General features: G+C 54.5%; 13 protein-coding genes. 7 read left to right on the top strand and 6 right to left on the bottom strand.

Annotation, left to right across the window (positions count from 1 at the left end):
* The first annotated feature begins 102 nt into the window (after positions 1-102).
* The 4 genes from SMD31_RS12020 (at position 103) to SMD31_RS12005 (ending at position 5,361) form a co-directional block, all read left to right on the top strand.
* Positions 103-2,370 (top strand): Z1 domain-containing protein, encoded by a 2,268-nt coding sequence (locus tag SMD31_RS12020; protein ID WP_320501136.1) that lies wholly within the window; start codon positions 103-105, stop codon positions 2,368-2,370.
* Positions 2,348-3,352, top strand: coding sequence for a PD-(D/E)XK motif protein (locus SMD31_RS12015; protein WP_320501135.1), 1,005 nt, complete (start codon positions 2,348-2,350; stop codon positions 3,350-3,352). Before SMD31_RS12020 ends, SMD31_RS12015 begins: the two co-directional genes overlap by 23 nt.
* A 15-nt stretch (positions 3,353-3,367) precedes the next feature.
* Complete coding sequence (locus tag SMD31_RS12010; RefSeq protein WP_320501134.1) at positions 3,368-3,844, top strand: very short patch repair endonuclease; 477 nt, start codon at positions 3,368-3,370, stop codon at positions 3,842-3,844.
* Positions 3,845-4,053: 209 nt separating this feature from the next.
* A complete protein-coding gene (locus SMD31_RS12005; protein ID WP_320501133.1) occupies positions 4,054-5,361 on the top strand; it encodes a FliH/SctL family protein in 1,308 nt (435 codons plus the stop codon).
* A 193-nt stretch (positions 5,362-5,554) separates the two neighbouring features.
* Here SMD31_RS12005 and SMD31_RS12000 read toward each other — a convergent pair whose 3' ends face one another.
* From SMD31_RS12000 to SMD31_RS11985, 4 genes are all read right to left on the bottom strand, one after another.
* Complete coding sequence (locus tag SMD31_RS12000; protein WP_320501132.1) at positions 5,555-7,126, bottom strand: hypothetical protein; 1,572 nt, start codon at positions 7,124-7,126, stop codon at positions 5,555-5,557.
* 74 nt (positions 7,127-7,200) lie between these two features.
* Complete coding sequence (locus SMD31_RS11995; protein ID WP_320501131.1) at positions 7,201-7,956, bottom strand: hypothetical protein; 756 nt, start codon at positions 7,954-7,956, stop codon at positions 7,201-7,203.
* Positions 7,957-9,928: 1,972 nt separating this feature from the next.
* Positions 9,929-10,300 carry a hypothetical protein gene (locus SMD31_RS11990; protein ID WP_320501130.1) on the bottom strand — a complete coding sequence of 124 codons (372 nt, stop codon included), beginning with the start codon at positions 10,298-10,300 and terminating at the stop codon, positions 9,929-9,931.
* A 266-nt stretch (positions 10,301-10,566) separates the two neighbouring features.
* The gene (locus SMD31_RS11985) at positions 10,567-10,881 is read right to left on the bottom strand and encodes a hypothetical protein (protein ID WP_320501129.1); all 315 of its coding nucleotides are present in this window, start codon (positions 10,879-10,881) and stop codon (positions 10,567-10,569) included.
* Positions 10,882-11,804: 923 nt separating this feature from the next.
* On the opposite strand from SMD31_RS11985, the gene SMD31_RS11980 reads away from it, so the two are divergent.
* Positions 11,805-12,359 carry a recombinase family protein gene (locus tag SMD31_RS11980; RefSeq protein WP_320501128.1) on the top strand — a complete coding sequence of 185 codons (555 nt, stop codon included), beginning with the start codon at positions 11,805-11,807 and terminating at the stop codon, positions 12,357-12,359.
* 5 nt (positions 12,360-12,364) lie between these two features.
* Here the strand turns inward: SMD31_RS11980 and SMD31_RS11975 are convergent, their stop codons facing one another.
* Together SMD31_RS11975 and SMD31_RS11970 are read right to left on the bottom strand one after the other, a co-directional pair.
* Positions 12,365-12,997 carry a hypothetical protein gene (locus SMD31_RS11975; protein ID WP_320501127.1) on the bottom strand — a complete coding sequence of 211 codons (633 nt, stop codon included), beginning with the start codon at positions 12,995-12,997 and terminating at the stop codon, positions 12,365-12,367.
* Positions 12,998-13,074: 77 nt separating this feature from the next.
* Positions 13,075-13,326 carry a helix-turn-helix domain-containing protein gene (locus tag SMD31_RS11970; RefSeq protein ID WP_320501126.1) on the bottom strand — a complete coding sequence of 84 codons (252 nt, stop codon included), beginning with the start codon at positions 13,324-13,326 and terminating at the stop codon, positions 13,075-13,077.
* Between the two features lie 162 nt (positions 13,327-13,488).
* Between SMD31_RS11970 and SMD31_RS11965 the strand changes: the two genes are divergently transcribed.
* Both SMD31_RS11965 and SMD31_RS11960 read left to right on the top strand, forming a co-directional pair.
* The gene (locus SMD31_RS11965) at positions 13,489-14,214 is read left to right on the top strand and encodes a hypothetical protein (protein WP_320501125.1); all 726 of its coding nucleotides are present in this window, start codon (positions 13,489-13,491) and stop codon (positions 14,212-14,214) included.
* 1,337 nt (positions 14,215-15,551) lie between these two features.
* Positions 15,552-17,654, top strand: coding sequence for a DUF3987 domain-containing protein (locus SMD31_RS11960; RefSeq protein ID WP_320501124.1), 2,103 nt, complete (start codon positions 15,552-15,554; stop codon positions 17,652-17,654).
* Positions 17,655-17,692 lie beyond the last annotated feature (38 nt).

The following is a 17,692-nucleotide window of genomic DNA, read 5'->3' as shown; positions in this document are numbered from 1 at the left end:
CCAAATGTGCGCGTCATTGGGAGCCTTCCTCTAAGGCCCAACTGGACTGACCGTCTTGTCCGTGATGCTTCCTGGTATCATTGGACACGGCTAGAAGCGCTATTGCGCGCCGACCCGAAATGGCAACCTCAGCAGATCGCCTCTGTCGCAGCAGAGTCTCTAAGAGTGCTGCGTCACTTACGCGACCCGGAGAGCGATTCTCCCTTTCAAGGTCGAGGCCTCGTGGTCGGTTATGTCCAGAGTGGGAAGACAGCGAACTATACTGCCCTTGCCGCGCGCGCTGCGGACGCGGGCTATAGAATTGTGATTGTTCTGTCGGGCATCCACGACTCTCTCAGAAATCAAACACAGAACCGGCTTGAACGAGAGCTGACCGGACACCAAGCTGATGCGCCGACAGCTGAGAGGGGTCGGGAATGGATAAGACTTACGACCCCAACGGAGGATTTTAAGGAGCAAGATGTCCGCATATTGCAATCCTCTGCGCCATTCCTGGCAGTGGTAAAAAAGCATGTTGCAGTTCTGAAAAAGCTGGACCACTGGCTGAACTCCGCCAGACGCTATCTCGACGAGATGCCCGTCTTGATTATTGACGACGAGGCTGACCAAGCCTCCATAAACACTAAAGGCAACAGACCGCCCGACCCTACTATTACCGAAGACGATGAAGCGGACGAGAATTTGGCGCCGTCCAGAACGAACGCGCTAATTCGCTCAATATTGTCTCGTGCGCCGAAAGCGGCCTACGTCGCATATACTGCCACGCCATTCGCAAACATCTTTATAAATCCCAGTGCCGTGGATCGGCGGGTGGGCGAAGACTTGTTTCCAAAGGATTTTGTAGTGCAGCTACCTCGTCCGGCTGGTTACACCGGCACCGAGGAGCTTTTTGGCGTTTCGGCTCAGGGCCGTGAGGTTCTGCGTGTTGTCCCGGATGAGGATGTCAAAGCACTTCGGGCGCCTCGCCGTCGGAAGAGCGCCGAGATCGTGATTGAAGCTGGCGGACAGAGTCTGCCGACGTCGCTATCCGACGCAGTTCTATCGTTCTGCGTAGCGGGCGGGGTACGTCAATTGCGGCCAAATTTGGCCGGTCAAAGCCACACTATGCTCGTACATGTCAGCGCGAGAACAGATGATCAGGAGCGCATTGCAAAGACAATCAGCGAACACATAAGACTGTGGCGTAATGCGGAAGAACTGGGTCAGCGCGAGCCACTCGAAGCACTCCTACGGGCTGCCTGGGCCAATTTGAAGGTTGGGATGGAATCGCCACCGGATGATGCCGATGTCGTCGAACAGGCACTTTCGGTTCTACGTCGGATCGTTATTGTCGTGCTGAACAGTGCGACTGGAGAAAATCTCGAATATGACGAGAAACCCGGCCGACACCTTATTGCCGTGGGTGGAAACCGTTTATCTCGCGGCCTTACACTTGAAGGGCTAACGATCTCCTACTTTCTGCGCACCGCGTCAATGTGCGATACGCTTCTCCAGATGGCACGCTGGTACGGATTCAGACGCGGATATGAGGATCTGATACGAGTCTGGACAACAGACGGGATTGCAAGGTGGTTCTCAGAGTTGGCCATCGTTGAGCAGGCGATGAGAGACTCAATCATCGCCCTGGAACGCGCCGGCCGAAGACCGGATCAGATGGCCATCCGTCTCCGGGGTCATAGCGACTTGCTGCTCACTGCCCGAAATAAGTCGGCAACCGCGGTGACTCAGCAAGATTCCTGGTCGGGCGAACATCCCCAGACCGTTCTTTTGCCTCTGTCGGACTCCGTAAAAATCTTGGAGAATCGAACCCTTATTGACGAGTCCATTCAGACACTTCCGCGTCCCCAGCAACGGCACGGCGGCCTGATTATACGCGACGTAGCTCCGGAAGCAGTCTGCGCTATACTGCGCAGGTATCAAACTCATGACGACATTGTCGCGTTTCGCAGCTACGAGCTTGCTGATTGGATCATGTCACGTTCTGTTCTTGGCGAACTCACGGACTGGACAATCTTCATCGCGTCTCCGGAGCAAGGACGGCGGATAACGATCGGCAACCAGAACATTGGCCTCGTAAGACGCCGTCGCGAGAGTAGCGAAAGCATTGGAATTCTGATTGACCCTCGTCACGAAGGCGTTGATCTCGTTGACGGACCCGAAGCCTACAAGCGTGAGAACAATACTTATGATTCAGACGCGATGCGTGCAGCAAGACCTGCGACGCAGGGCTTGCTGCTAATCTATCCGTTGGACCCTGAACCACTGGGTACTGAGAAAGCCGACACTGTAATCGCTCTGGCTCTCAGTCTGCCACACACCTCAGATGCCGACGCGCCTTGGGTAGTTAATGAGATGGTCGCCAATGGCTGATTGTCCCACTCCGGCGCAATGGGCTGCACTTCGGACCAAGAGGCCCTCTAATAGGGACACCTTGGTAACCACTCCAATCCTGGCGGATGGTGCGGAGACTTCGCTTTCAATGGCGATAGATGACGCGGGAAATCTTCTCTTGCTAGTGCCAGTCTCTCGCGGCCCGACCACCCAAAAGATTCCGGATCTGAACGGGCTGAAAGTTCGATATAGACGCCTTGAGACCGGAGATTTTCTCGTTGTAACGGCACATCCTTCCCATGAGCGGGTATTCACTCCATTCTGCAGAGAGTTCGTCGAAGCAATTCTAGTGGACTATCGTGAGCCATGGGCTGCAGTGGCCGCAACTATTCGGGCTTGGCAGTCGGCTTGGAAGCCCTCGCGACAGCAAATGGACAAGACTACTCAGGTTGGCTTGTTTGGCGAGCTCTTCGTTCTCGAAACACTAATGATTCCATGCCTTGGGTCAGCTGCGGTCGAGCAATGGAGCGGGCCAGATTCTGAGCGACACGATTTTGTCGGTGACCAATTGCATATAGAGGTGAAGACAACCCGCAAGAGCCGACATGAGCACGAGATTTCGCGCTTAGATCAATTGACAGCGCCGTCAGGTTGCCAGCTGTTGATGATATCGGTTCAGTTGGAGGAAACGATTGGGGGGCGAGAAACGATCGCTACGCGGGTAGATTCCATTATCGAGGCAATGCGGAAGGACGCAGCGTCACTGGATCTATTTCTGGCTAAGATGGTCAGCATGGGTTGGTCAGAAGAGATGCGTGATTCTGGGGAGCTATTACGATTTAATCTTCGTGAAGTCTCAGCATATGAAGTCGATGATGAGTTTCCCAGGTTCCCGGACAATCTGGCATTACCGACGGGGATCGTTGCTATTCGCTACACAATCGATTTGGCCAATCTACCAACGCTGGACTCCAATGAGTTAAAAACAATCGTTGGCGCTGCCAATCCAAGCTACGCCTGAGAAGGACATGGATAATTGGTTGACGTCCTGACACCAGAGCAGCGGCGGCTCAATATGAGCCGTGTTCGGAGTAAAGACACCAAGCCCGAATGGCTTCTCCGACGAGGCTTGCATCGAATGGGGTTTCGCTTCCGATTGCACTCACGTGACCTCCCGGGCCGACCGGACCTAGTTTTTCCTAGGCATAAGGCTGTCATTTTCGTTCATGGCTGCTTTTGGCACGGTCACAACTGCTCATTGTTTAAGCTCCCGGAAACGCGTCAGGCGTTCTGGCAGTCGAAGATAGACAGCAATCGAAAGCGAGATGAGCAAATTCTCGACAGGCTGCGCTCAGCCGGTTGGCGCGTTATGCTTGTTTGGGAATGTGCGCTTAGGGGACCGAGGCGGCGCCAACCAGATGATGTCCTCGAAGCCTGCGAGAAATTCATACTGGAAAATAGACCCGGCATCAGATCAGCCGGAAAGACGGTGCAGATCCGTGGCGCGTCGTGATCGATCGCTGGTGCGAGCGCAAACCGCTGAAGCGCCTGCTTTCCGAAACTTGGTCAACTAGTTGGGGAATCGGACGTCGTGCCAAGACTCTTCAGCTCAAGGCCCCACTGCGGATTACCAGGCGAGATGACGAATCGCGTAGTTCCGGTAGCGCCGTTAAGTAATGCAAGAAGGGCTTCTCCCTTTCGCCAAGGAAGTCCCAGCACCTAATGAAATTGCAGAACTCAACAATCTCGCGAGTTCAACTCTATGAACTGGCATGGTCGGAACCGCTGAATAGATTGGCGGTACAGTTTGGTGTGTCGGCAATCCAGTTTGCCGAGGCCTGTGACGCGCTCCGAATCCCTCGCCCTGCCCCCGGGTACTGGGGCAAGCATGCTGTCGGACGGGCACCTAAGCGGCCACAACTGCCACCTGCGGCCCCCGGACAACCTGCTGAGTGGAAGCCGGGATCGAAAGTTCCGGCGAAGCGTCCGCCGAAGATGCAACGGACTCGAATTCGCGAAACATCCAGCGCGGGCGCATCCAGAGTACCGAAAACACATCCGCTCCTGGCGGGTGCAAGAGAACTATTTCATGGGTCGAGGACCGCATACGATTCTCAGTATCTGCGCCCCACCAAACAACTGCTTGTCGATCTGGTCGTGACAGAAAGCGGCCTTGATAAGGGGTTGAGTGTCGCCAATCGACTGTTCTCCGCTTTCGAAGCAAGAGGCTATCGCGTCTCAATTGCAAAAAGTGAGGATAAATTTCACTACCGTCCTGAAATCGACGAGCGTGAGGTTCCGAGAAAGACAGACCGCCACGGCCGCCATCATCTCTGGGGGCCACGTCGCATAACCGTTGCACGCGTGGGCGAGATGGCGTTCGGGCTTACGATTATAGAGCTCGCTGAAGACGTTGAGATGCGATACGTCGGCGGTCAGTACGTTCGCGAGACGGAAGTCACAGCGAGACTGGCAAAACGGCCCGGCGATTGGTCCTGGACCACGAAAAAAGACCTTCCCACTGGCCGTTTCTCTGTCCTCGCCTACTCACCATACGGGTTCGCGAAATGGAGCCGAGTATGGCGCGAGGAGCGCGACACGCCCCTTCCGGAAAGCGGGAAGATCGTCGAGGAACTCGAAAACTCGATTCCTGAAATCACACGGCTGATCGAGGAGGGAAAACGAGAGGCCGAGCGCGAGCACCAGCGCTGGCGGGCCCAAATGGACGAATGGAAGCGCAAGGAAGAAGCCAAAAAGCGCGCTGAAGCGCTCGAAGAGAGCACGGAAGAGATGCGCTCGATCATCGAGGATTGGGCCAAGAGCAAGCAGCTTGAAGCTTTCTTCAAAAATGCGCGGGCGCAGCTTTCCCTTATGCCAATTGATGAGCAGGGAGCCCTCCGAGAGCGACTGGACCGGGCTCAAGCATTGATCGGTGAAACGGATGCGCTAAAGACGTTTCTGCAATGGAAAACACCTGAAGAGATCTATCCCGGCCGGGGGGAAGTGGCGTCCGACGATGGCGTGGTTTGAGCGCTACGGATCGCTTCCAACCTCATGAAAGGATTAGTGCGCCCAGAGGGCGTGAATGTTGGGGTCCAGGTCAATGATTCGCGCCAGCGCATCCACTCGCCCGGCACCTTTGAAGCGTCTGGCTACAAGCACTTGCGAGTACTAGTGGCCAGCGAAAGATGGCTATGACCTTTGACAAGGCTAAGCGCCTAGATCACTTTGGCGCAACGGCTGGTCGCGCCACGGTCATGAGCTCGAGATATACATCCTTAACTGCTGCAAGATCCGACGATGTCGCCTGAGCGGCTTTCGCTAGTGACACCTTCCAGTCTCCATATAGGCTAGCATTAAACCACGTCGCAGTCCCCGCAACCTCGGCGTCCGCATTGGCACCACGGTCCGTCACGCGGCCGAGCCACACTGGCAACAGGGGTGCGCCGAGCCAGCTTTCAGTTGGCCGCTCGATGCGCAACTGCCAATACTCAGTCGAACCGACTGTAAAACCACTTACACCACGAATCCGAAGACAGGAAAGATCTGAAAGCATCCTTCCAAGCGCGCCGAACACTGATCCATTCTCAGGTATGGAGAAAGTCCATACCCCGTGTTTCTTTCCTTCTTCCCACACAGTATCGTCATTCAGAAGCGAACGAATGGATACTGGCATCACGGTGAGCTGATCGCTTGCGGCCGAGATACTCAGGAAGTCAATAGCTCGGCGCACCCAATTCAGCAGCGAGTAGACATCGGCGCCTGAGTTGCTTCCTGCCCCCCCCGGTAATGCTTCATCAAAACCATAAATTCGTTTTAAGCCTGTCTGACTGGCCATCATTCGAAAGAGGGCTCGGCGAACATCCTGGTCAACTAACTCCTCATGCACTTTAACTTGCGAATCGTAATTTAACGCGCTCCCAGGTATCGCGCTCTCAACCAGCTTTCTCGATACTAGGTCGCGCGCCACCTTGATGCGGCTGAGTTGAAAGTTCTCATTAGCCGTTTCGAAATCTTTTTTAACCGAAAGTGCCTCCCTCTTCGCCTCCAAGGCTACTCTTTGCCCAAACATCTCTTGATATTGAATCGACAATTGCAATGCTCGTTCACCAAGATCTGGTGCAATCAGATATGGAGATAGTTTCCATACTGCTTGGGCTTTAGGGTTAGTCGCCTTCGGACTCGCGGCGTCTTCGAAGCTAAATTGTTGCTCAGGAAACCCTTCGCTTGGAAACTGTTGGATCGTCAGCAAGGTAGCGGCTCTAGAGATCATGTTATTGAGATTTTCTCCAACCCAATAGTCATTGCGGTGAGCCGCGAGGGCTTCAAGATTTAGAGTTAGCGAAGATATGGCTGAACTCACTCCATTAAACTCAGCAGTCGCCGTCAGTCCGTCAATTTTATACTTGTTCTCTCTAATCTCATTGGCGTGGATCTTGTCCACTTGCTCAAATTCGCTGAACTCAAGGCGTTGCTGAAACTGCCGCCGCTTAAGCTCATCAAGATTCCTCGTCGCCGCGGCTGCCCTCTCTAACAAATCCGCTGCTTGATCCAATAAAATTTCGACATGCAGCGGGTTGAGCTTTTCGACACCGTGAGCGCCGGAGCCGGCATTGCCGGTTTCGAAAAGTGCCTGCGTTGCCTGATAGGTACTGTCTACAAACGGCTCCAAACCCTCTGCGACACGATTGTAGAGATCCACATCAACGATAGATGGCGGATACGTTTGCGCCCGTTTTATAAGGAACTGTTGGAACGCTTCATCATCTGGCCACTCGAATTTACTATCTGCCATGTTCTCCCCGTCCAAAAGGTAGAAGCAGTTGCCATCACTTCAAAAGCTCATTTTCCCAGGTCGTTGGAATGCCATCAAAGATGCTTAGTTGCGCGAGTGCCGCCAGGGCGGTTGAATCCAATATCAGGACGAATGCTGCCATCTTTCGTAGTTTTCTGACGCAGCTTCTGCAAATCACCTTTGATTCCTTGTTTGATCTCATTTTTTAGGGGCTGAGCCGCGTTACCGATAAGAATGCTGGAATAAATCAGTGCGGCCGCCCCTGCAGCACCGAGAATGGCAGGGGAGATTCCCAAGGCAACAGCGGCGCTTGCAATAGTAACGCCGCCGGCTGCCGCACCGATTAACATGTCGGATGCGAGAAATAATGTGCCGTCAACTAGCAGATTTGATGCAAGGTCCGCCAACGCTTCGTCAGTTTGCTTGACTAGCGCCGCCTGAGAAAGATTACCGTATGTGAATGCATTCTGGCCTAGGTAGAGATCACTCGCTAGATTCCCCAACTGGCCAGATCGTATATCAACAGCCATTTTGGCAAGAACCAAGCCTATAAGGGCTGCATCTCTCGCGCTTGTTACGTTGTCTGATCGAGTGCCTCGTTGACCACCTTGCGTCGTCGACGTTTGCCCCAGAGATTCCATTGTTATTCGGTCGTCAAAGAAATCGACACGCTCGCGATAGTGTAAACCCTGCGATGGGTCGCCACGGTTTGCGGAATCGCTTTCTCCGCCTTCACTAGAAGACTCGTCATTGGAGTCTTTGTAGTGCGAAGTGCCCTGCGTGCCTTCCGAAGTCGTAGGCGTTTCGTCCGGTGTTGCGTTGAACTCCAATGTCTGATCCTGAGCGAGGGCCTGCCGCCACGATAACGCCATCCCAACAGAGACGCTCAGTCCGAAGGACCGTCGGGAAAGACTCCAGCGTTGCAAATTCGAATTGCCAGCCATGTTCGACAAGGTGCCCCTTGCGCAAGTTCCTTTGTAATTGTAGCAAGAACGGATGTAACCTCAAGTTGTATTATGGACACACCGGTACTTTAATAGTTATAAACGGCGGGGAGGTCATGGAGATGTGACACGACGCTGATTGCCCGGTGACGCTTAGCAGCAAGCAGACTTTCCAAGTCGACCGGCGTTCGAAGCACGCGCGGATCGGAATCATCCATTCATCCGTATTAGTCCATTGGGAACGAAGCTATGCCCAACTGACACCACGGGAGGATGCGACGTTGGGGAAACGCAATTTCTCGATTGAGCGAAATCTGACTGGTCTACTAGTCTACAAAATGTCCACTGATCGACCCCTATATACCGCCCTCATGATCGGGCTTGCGAAGATCAGCCGCCGTGAGCGATCACTGTATGCTGCGCCACGAATTCTGCGAGCCCGGGATTTTTCTCACAAAGAAAGCCGGCTATCGCAGAGCAGGTTAGTGCCAAAGCCTGTAGCGTGTCTCATCTCGACATCTTTGGATCAGAATGAGTGTCTAAAACATTTTGCTCGGTAGCAATGCAGAGAACTCACGACGACGAAATAATGCCGGTTTATACGAAGTCCTGACCGATAGAAATTCATCAACTGGCGGTCGACCGGGTCGCTTACTTCGTCGCGGGCCTTGAAGACTCAGGGGGTGACCTCAGAAGACACATGCAAAAATGGAATGTAGCTGCCCGTGCGGAATCGTATGTACGGGCTGATCTATTGGCGATGGTGCTTAGGGGGTCCCCCCCCCATTGCGCCGCACCTGGACGATCCTAGGGAATCGGCCACTGTTTCGCCCAAATATCGGACCCAACTGCGAACCTCACCCTGCGCCTACTGACACCCCATTATGAATGGGCAGCTAAGGAACTCGTAGAGCAATAAAGCGACGACCCCAAGTGCGCCTAACACCAATCCGCCACCCAGCGACACCAAGAGCCTGATGGTCATTGACTGAATGTTCTTGGTCGCGGCCAGTAGCACAAACATTGGCGCGAAGAGTGCTATGCCGAACGCCAGCCCGGTCATCTGCCATCACTCTCATAGAAATGTCTCATGCTGTCGAAACCGCTGATATGTGCAGCCACCGAGCAGCGCTTTCACGTGGCTGTGAGCGTTAGAACACGAATGAAATTCTGCTGAGCCACAAGTACAATAGCGCGCAGCCAATACCTACGCTCCATAGAACGATCTTCATGTGGCGCTCCTTTAGAGCAAATGGGCTCCTGGGCAGCACGATGAATGATCTACAGCTTCTATGCACCTGGCATCACGCGAGACTTGTTCACATTGAGATACCTCCGGCTCTCTATACGGAAAGGTCGTGCCAGAGCATGCTCAGAAAATGGCGGATATCCGTGCTGCGAGAAGCCGGCAAACAGATATACGATAACCAACTGGGTTGGGACTTACTGGCCTTGGCTTTGGATCACCAAAAGAGCTAGACGAATTATCTTTTGTAGACCGATCCTTTAATGCAATCGTCTTCACCTTTCATGCACAGATAAAAGATATAGAATTTGTTCCCGTTTAACTCCACCTGCTTGCCCAGAAGCATAGTATCGCCGTAGTGGTAGGGGTAGGCGTATTCATATTGATCACAGACAAAAAGGTACGGTCCCAACTCGATGCTTTCCTTCGAACTGGTGCACGTCTCGACCGTCGCGTACCCGGACCACAATGACTGGTACTGATTGGAAGCGACCAATTCGAATAGCGTCTCAGCACTGGCCATCCCGCAAGGCAATAACATCATGCCAGCCAAGATCAGAGGCAGCAACGCAATCAATCCCCACTTCATCCTGTCCCCCTGACCCTACTCTGTCACTTACACGGATAGACCTTCATCAACACTTCTTCGACAATGGAAGCATCTGACCGGTTTAGATCATCAATCGTCTTGTTCAACTCAAACCATGCGACAACCTGCTTCCTGACCTTCTCCATTTCCGGCAACGCATCGATGTTGAACAGACAAGTGCCTTCTTTGTTTGCTCGATAGGCTATTCCACCGATCAACCCATCCAAGAGCATGATGCAGCGGTTTTGCCCCGATATGCTGGCACCCGGTTTGTCCGGTTGGCTGCACGTGTAAGAAAGCAGCATCCCATTGCTATAATGGAGTTCTTGAACCTGTTGGGCTTGATCGGTGCTGGAAATGAAAAGCCCTGTCACGATCAAAGCCAGCCACTTCATTCCCTACCCCTTACTTCTCCACAACATTCGCTTCCGATAACTGACTCCCGCACTGTGGACACTTGACCGTCATTTCCTTGAACACTTCTTGAAAACCCGCTGTCCTGCCTTGGACTTGATAGCCGGCACTATCGAAGCCAGTTGTCGAGTATTCTTCCCAAGATGCTGAATAGGGAGTGTCATTCTCCTTCATCACCAGTTCGCCAGTGTGCCCGCATTTACATTGGAGCGGGTATCTAACTCTTGATGCCATGACCTCTACCCCTTCACTTCGGCCTACTCGGTTTCTTCGGCTTCTTTGGTTTGCTGGGTAGCTTGCCTTTGGGCTTGACTGCCTTATTTGCGGTGGGTTTCTTGACGACCTTCTTAGCTGTCCTTTTGAGTGCCCTTCTCCTGGACTGTGAGCTCTTCAGACTGGCTATATGTGCATCAGCCTGTTCATCGTTCATGCCTTGCTCGGTCTTCAGGTGGTTCCGGTACCCTTCCCAATGTGCGTCCTCAATCGCCTTCACTTCAGCGGCCAAGTCTTCAAGCAACTTCAGTTCTCTTGCTGATGGTTGGAAAATCGCTTTGATAGCCACCCTGCATCCCTCCCGTCTAGTTTCTGTGCCGTCGCTTACTTCCTGACCTCACGTTTCAACCTCGCCACCAGCCCTTCCAAATCTACTAAGGCACGTTCAAGCTTTTTGATTCTGTTCTCGTGATCCTGGATTTGTTGGCGCATAGCGGCGGGGTCCGGTTCTCCAAGTGCAGGCATTTTCGACTCTCCCTGTTTGGTTGTTACCGCCCCATCTTACAGCCCTTGGTTGCTTGCCGGAAAGCCTGAAAGAAGCCTCAGCCCAAGGGAGGAGTTCAACGCCGCTCACGGATACGGTTCAATTTTTTTGCAAAAAATTCTCGATGCCCGCGCGAAATCGTATGCACGGGCAGATCTATTGGCAGTCGCGTTTACCCCCTGGCCCCTCTCGGTAAATGCTGATCGACGCCCACAATAGTACCCACCAGGCGTTCCATTTCGCGCTAACGCTATCGAAGGTAGAGACTCCGAAGAAGGTTGAGGAAAGCCTTAGCGCTCCGACAAGGGAACTCACTTGGCTCAGGCCATTGCCATTGGCACTTACCACTTGGCATCTATAGCTATCAGATATGCAATCGCTGTGAACGGCGTGGCCAGGATGCTCAGAGCCAGAGCACAAAGCCTCCATTCCAACCCCATCCACCTTCCTGCCAGCAAGCGAACCAGGCCCTCGACTAGGATCCAAGGGCCTAGCGCGTAGGGCGAGAAGAAAATTAGGGCATAGAAGATGTTTGTCATTGATTGGCTCTCAGCGGGCTAGGACGCCGCCAAACTACCAATTCCGTCGGCTGAAACATCTTCGATATCGACAGACTCGTTCACGTCGCCTGACAGTCTCGAATTTTATACTAGATGAGAACCTAGGGTTGCAGTGTCCAAATTGGTGTCTTATAAGTAGTTTCTCGCAACGTCTAGGATATTCGAGTCATGGCAATAGTTGGATATGCCCGCGTCTCGACCACCGGCCAAACGCTCGCAGTGCAGCACGATATGTTGAAGAACGCCGGCTGCGAAAAGATCTATGCCGAAAAGAAATCTGGACTCGATGGCAAGCGCGTCGAACTCGCCAAGTGCCTCGACTACGTCCGAGAAGGCGACGTGCTGCTAGTTACCAAGCTTGACCGCCTAGCCCGCTCCACAACCGACTTCTACGCCATCCTGGCCCGTCTAAAGGACAAGGGCGTGGGCTTCCGTTGCCTGGACCAGAGCGGGCTGGATACAACCACCAAGCACGGCAAGCTGATGGTAGGCCTCTTGGCTCTAATTGCCGAGTTTGAGGCAGATATCCGCAAGGAGCGCCAGTTGGAGGGCATCGCAAAGGCAAAGGAACGTGGCGTTGCCTTCGGAAGGCAGCGAGTCCTGACTGACGACCAGATTGCACAGTTAAAGGCGCGGCGACAAAAGGGAGAGTTAATTCGCGACTTAATGACCTCTTTTGGCCTCTCAAAAGCGTCGATCTATCGGCTGCTCGGCAGCCCTTAAGTTCCTTATTGATCGTTGAGCAAAACGGTTTTTTCGACGCACGGACCAGTCTGCCCGCAGACCGAATAGACAAAATGGCCGTCGGTGTCCTGAACCTGGAAGCTCTCAGGTATGAACGTCTTGTTCTCAAATATAACTTTCCCATCGCTCCGCTGAACTTTGAGACTCATCGGCCCTCGATAGTAAACTCTTGGGTCGCCCGACGTGACGTAATCGCGGTCTAGCTTTTCGTACGTAATTTCGAGAAAGCCGTTCGGAAACTGGCAGCGTATCGGTGGCTCTTCGTAGCGCCCGTACCCCTCACCAAAGACGTAAAGGCTCTGCTCTTCCTCAAGCCGCTTCAAACTTTGACTATGCGAATCCCATCGGTGTTGCATTCGCTGCGCCCTAGGCATTTCCATCGTCCGATTTACCTCGTCAATGCCACCGATTGGCCACACCACACTTCGAACGTTCCATAGGCCGACCCGTTCAATTCGAGCTGCCCCAAGCTCTTCGAAGCACCGGATTGAGTAAAAATTATAGTATTCGTCTGCGCGGCTTGATTTCGGCGATAGCGTGGTCGCCAGCAGCGAAGCTAGAGCGACCGCGCCAATAAATTCGCAGCGAAGAAGAAGTCTGATTCGGCCGTGTTCCATGGATCCCCTACCCGCGCGCGAATACACTGCACTGAAATGAGAAGCTGACACAGGATTGTGGCTAAACTGCGATGCCGTCAGCGTTTCGTGGCTCGGTCCGATTTCTGCCGAATTCGTATACCTTCCCGGCTTTCGACCACCGACAGAAATTCGATACCATGCTTCTCGAAGGTGCGCCGAACTGCCATGAGCGTATCCAAACGGGGATCAACCTGCTCCATCTCCATACGGGTAACGGAGTTAAGCGCCACCTTAGCCCGATCAGCCAATTGCTGCCGAGTCCAACCCATATAGGCTCTTGCTGCCCGGATTTCGCCAGAGGTGATCATGGCGAGAGAAAAGCCGGGTTAACATGTCGATTCCACCGATTGGGTCTTTATGACCCACTTCGGTTGCGTTAGGTTCAGCTAGCGTCCGCGCGCAGGCATGGCCATCCCACTATGCAGCCAACCGAACCGCGCCATATGCGCTCGATTGACCAGGAGAGGCTAATGAGCACCCTAGAGGCCGTTTGGCATCAGTACTTCCAGATTTGGCGTCGCACGCTCGACCAGGCCGGGATCGACCTAAACCAGCTAGTTACGCATATCGAGCTGGACGACGGCGGCAATGCAACCAGGGACTATGTGCGGGCCGACGAATTCGTTTTCTGGAAGACCGACGAAATCGCGGCCGAGCTAGAGCGCAATCGGGCATTCTGGGCCAAGGCACCAGGCACGCCGGGTCGTATCATCCAGGACCGAGTGTCAGGTGGTAAAGGTCGCCTTATGACTCTACAGCTTCTCGCGTCCGCCGATGGGTCACCGGTCGCAATCGCCGCTGTGTTGACTGCTGCGTCATTGTACGAGCCGGCGCGCGCTCGCCGGGCGACGAAGGGATTGCCGCCTGAGGACTGTTATGATTCGATTTACGACGCGGCTAGGTATCTCCTTGGTCAGTTTTATGCAACCGACGTTCCCTGGTCCGGCTTCATCAAACACGCTCTTCCCACGGAGCGGAGTATCAGCTGGCCTAAGACCGACACATTGGAAGCAGCAATGAGTGCGGTAGCTGCTGAGCACGCGACCTTCCTGACCACATGGAAGATCATCCGGGCGTCGTTTCCGCGCCCACCCGCTTCAGAGGGGCCCGATGAGACTAAAGGTTCGGTTACGTCCTTGCAGGAATGGCGCAATCGCGCTGGAACCGACGCTTCTGGTGACACCGACAAAGCTTGACGCTGCGGAGTCAGATTAGCGATGTCTTAGCGACCTGTATTTCCTCCGCGTAGCATATGAGCCAAGCGCCTCTACATAGGCGCATCCCGTTATCCCACCATTGGAAGATGTGCCGTTAGGGCATGGTTCTGCATGTGTGAGGATATGATGAGCCAAATTGATCTACTGAAAGAGCAAGCGGCCGCGTTCGCAGCCTACTACGACGACCTCTCTGCCGTATTCCGAGCCAGGGAGGCGCTTGCCGGCCCTAAATTCGACCGGGAATGGCACGCAGTGATGTTCTCTCTGGCTGCCGCCTACGTCGTCTTTCAGAGGGGCGCGGAGCACTTCTCCCTCTTGGAGGCTAATAGCATTCGGCAGTCGCTGCACGATGTCGCGGACACAGCTTTCCAACTGTTGGGCTACGAAGGCTATGTCAGGCCGTCTTGGCGTCGGCGTTCCGGGAATGACCGTGACGGCCCGCCTGCTGCATCCGATGATTGATTAGATCTGGCCAATTATCATAGCCGTAAACCAGCTGTCCTTGGGGTTTCCGTGAGGTCATTTCGCTCATACCAACGAGCGAAATTGCTGAGAAAGAAATGGCAGCGGACACAAGGCACCCGCTGCCAACATCTTTTTCTAAAAGCGCTTCCGGCGGGCATACTCCTCATTCGTATCGCGGACGCTTCTCGAACGAAATTTGAAGCTCCGTGCTCACAAAAATCCAGTTGATGCTTTATTTTGCGATTCTGTTGGCGAAATGATCGAGGCACGAATTTTTGGCTTTATCTCGCCAACCATTTCCGTCAAGGTCGCTGAGTTAGTGCAACATGACGTGCTGATACGCATGTTGCCGTACCTGGCGCCTCCAATAGAGACGCCGCACTCTCCGAGCAATCTCCGCTCGGTAGCGTCAATACCCGCGATAAAATGCGGTCGCGCCGTAAGTGGGCACCAAGGCTGTGCGCCGTCCACGCGAATGCGCAAGAACTCGTCAGATAGTCGCCCGCAGGGCGCATCTGACTTCTTCGTGAGAGCACATGAACAATGTACGAGGGCATTTGCCCTCTCCTATCCGCATGGCTGCGGATAAGGCGCTGTCCTGCGCCAGATGGCTTGTGCCGTCCTGGCTACCCGGAGGCGTGTTCAAGGGAAATGAGTACGTCGTCAGGAATCCCACGCGTACAGATCACGCTGCCGGAAGCTTCTCTGTGAATGTTCAGAGCGGCAAATGGGCAGATTTTGCCACGAAAGACCGCGGCGGCGATCTAGTCGCCCTGTTTGCGTACCTCAACCGCTGTCGCCCAGCCGAAGCGGCTCGTCAGATTCTGAATCAACTTCATGGGAGTTATTAATTGAATAGTCGTATTGACGCGTTGGACGGTACTAGCCCCACCGCGTTGCTGCTTGGTCCCCCCTCATCACCCACCGTCGAACTTCTTTCGGCTCTTGATGAGGCACAACTGGCAGCTTTTGAACACCGGGGGCTGGGCAGCCCTGCCGCCGGTTGGCCTTACCGGGATAGGGAGGGGTCACTGGTTGGCCATGTCCTTCGTTTCCAGACGGCGGCAGGCAAGACATATCGATTTGCGTCTCTGAATGGCGACGGCAGTCTGACATGGACCGGCAGACCGAAGAACATTCCCCTCTTCCGGTTGGCAGAACTCTTGCAGGACCCGTCACAAGGTATCTTGGTGGTAGAGGGAGAGAAGACGGTCATCGCCGCGGCGGAGAAGTTTCCGGCAATGGCAGTCACCACGTCGGTCGGGGGCTCAAATGGGGCGGACAAGTCTGACTGGTCACCCGTCAAGGACCGGGACGTGTGGATCTGGCCGGACAACGACGATGCTGGGAGGCGCTACTCGGCTGACGTTGCTCGCGCCTGCCGCATTAGCGGTGCAAAGTCCATCAAGATCGTCAATGTCCCTTCAACCTACCCTGAGGGATGGGATCTGGCCGATGAGTTGCCGGACGGTGTCACCGTTCACGGTTTGCAGCAGTTGCAGCAAGCAGCAACCGAGGCACTTTCGGCCAACGGCCCTTTGCCACTGCGGCGACCGGTCGAAGAAAGCGCGCCGTTCCCGATTCACGCTCTCGGCCCCATCTTGGGTCCGGCAGCGGAAGCGATTCATGACGTAACTCAAACCCCGCCTGCGGTCGCCGCTCAGTCGGTTTTGGGAGCGGCATCGCTGTGCGTCCAGAGCTTTGCCGACGTTACTCCGATTGTAGGTGGGCAGTCACCGACGACGTTGTTCTTGGTGACGATCGCTGCTTCAGGCGAGGGGAAATCATCAAGCGACAGTATTGCCATGCGTCCAATCCGCAATTGGGAGATTGAGCACGAACGTATGGGACGCTTGGACGACACCCGCTATCAGGCAATGCTCGCCCAGTGGGAGGCGGATTTTAATGACGCTCTGGATGGCACCGGAAAGGGCTCGAAGGAGCAACGGGCAGGCTCGGAATGTGACTTGGAAGCGCTTCGGGCAAAACCCGTCCCGCCCGTCAAGCCATACCTTCTCTGCTCGGAGCCGACAATTGAGGGAGCGTTCAAGCTACTGACATCCAATCCTGGTAGCGCGGGATTGTTCTCGGACGAAGGAGGGAGCTTTCTGGGCGGCTTCGCGATGAACAAAGACAACCGCACAAAGACAGCGGCTCATCTGTCCGGCCTGTGGAGCAGTGGATCGTTCATGCGCACAAGAGCTGGTGAGCCGTTGCAGACTGTACGGGGCGTTCGGTTCGCCCTTCACTTGATGTTGCAGCCAAGTATTGCCGACATGCTGCTAGGCGACCCTTTGTTGAAATCTCAGGGTCTAATGGCTCGCATGCTCATATCTGCACCACCTTCGGTCGCTGGGACGAGGATGTACCGTGCACCGAAAGCTGCAAGTCCGGGCGCAATCGAGACTTACGAGCGCGCCATGAAAGAACTGCTAAGCCGGATCGACCTGCCTGCGATCGGAGAACCTGCTCGGCTGCAATTCAAGAACCTAACCATGTCACCGCAGGCAAAGGAGATAGCGATCAAGTTCCACGATGCCAACGAGGCTCAACGTGCACCCGGCGGAGCATTTGATGACATCCTAGAGTTCAGTGCCCGCTGCACGGAGAATGCCGCCAGAATAGCAGCCATCATCGAACTGGTGGGGAACCCGGATGCGATGGAAGTATCTGGCCAGTCCATGCAGCGGAGTGTTGAGCTCATGGAGTATTACCGGGCTGAAGCATTGCGGCTGTCTGGCGTCATGTCCGTACACCCCGACATCGTCCTGGCGGAAAGGGTGCGCTCAGCAATAGAGAATCTGGGCGGTACAGCCAGCCTCCGGGATATCTACACTCACGGCCACAACCGGATCCGAGCCAAAGATCTCGTTGTCCGCGGGTTGAGTGTCCTAAAGGACCACGGCCAGGTCATTGAGCTTCCCGGCGGGGGGCATTGGCAGATCGTGAAGTAGAGACCGGCTTGCTGCACTGCTGCAATTGCTGCGCCAAA

The organism is Dongia rigui, assembly GCF_034044635.1.
GTDB classification, from domain to species: domain Bacteria; phylum Pseudomonadota; class Alphaproteobacteria; order Dongiales; family Dongiaceae; genus Dongia; species Dongia rigui.
The sequence above is the reverse complement of the archived record's forward strand: the minus strand, read 5'-3'. Positions and strand labels throughout refer to the sequence as shown.

What these genes read in the sequence shown, in the direction of transcription:
- SMD31_RS12015 (WP_320501135.1), top strand. Translation starts at nt 2,348, where the DNA reads ATGAGATGGTCGCCAATGGCTGATTGTCCCACTCCGGCGCAATGGGCT.
- SMD31_RS12005 (WP_320501133.1), top strand. Translation starts at nt 4,054, where the DNA reads ATGAAATTGCAGAACTCAACAATCTCGCGAGTTCAACTCTATGAACTG.
- SMD31_RS12000 (WP_320501132.1), bottom strand. Translation starts at nt 7,126, where the DNA reads ATGGCAGATAGTAAATTCGAGTGGCCAGATGATGAAGCGTTCCAACAG.
- SMD31_RS11990 (WP_320501130.1), bottom strand. Translation starts at nt 10,300, where the DNA reads ATGAAGTGGCTGGCTTTGATCGTGACAGGGCTTTTCATTTCCAGCACC.
- SMD31_RS11980 (WP_320501128.1), top strand. Translation starts at nt 11,805, where the DNA reads ATGGCAATAGTTGGATATGCCCGCGTCTCGACCACCGGCCAAACGCTC.
- SMD31_RS11975 (WP_320501127.1), bottom strand. Translation starts at nt 12,997, where the DNA reads ATGGAACACGGCCGAATCAGACTTCTTCTTCGCTGCGAATTTATTGGC.
- SMD31_RS11970 (WP_320501126.1), bottom strand. Translation starts at nt 13,326, where the DNA reads ATGATCACCTCTGGCGAAATCCGGGCAGCAAGAGCCTATATGGGTTGG.
- SMD31_RS11965 (WP_320501125.1), top strand. Translation starts at nt 13,489, where the DNA reads ATGAGCACCCTAGAGGCCGTTTGGCATCAGTACTTCCAGATTTGGCGT.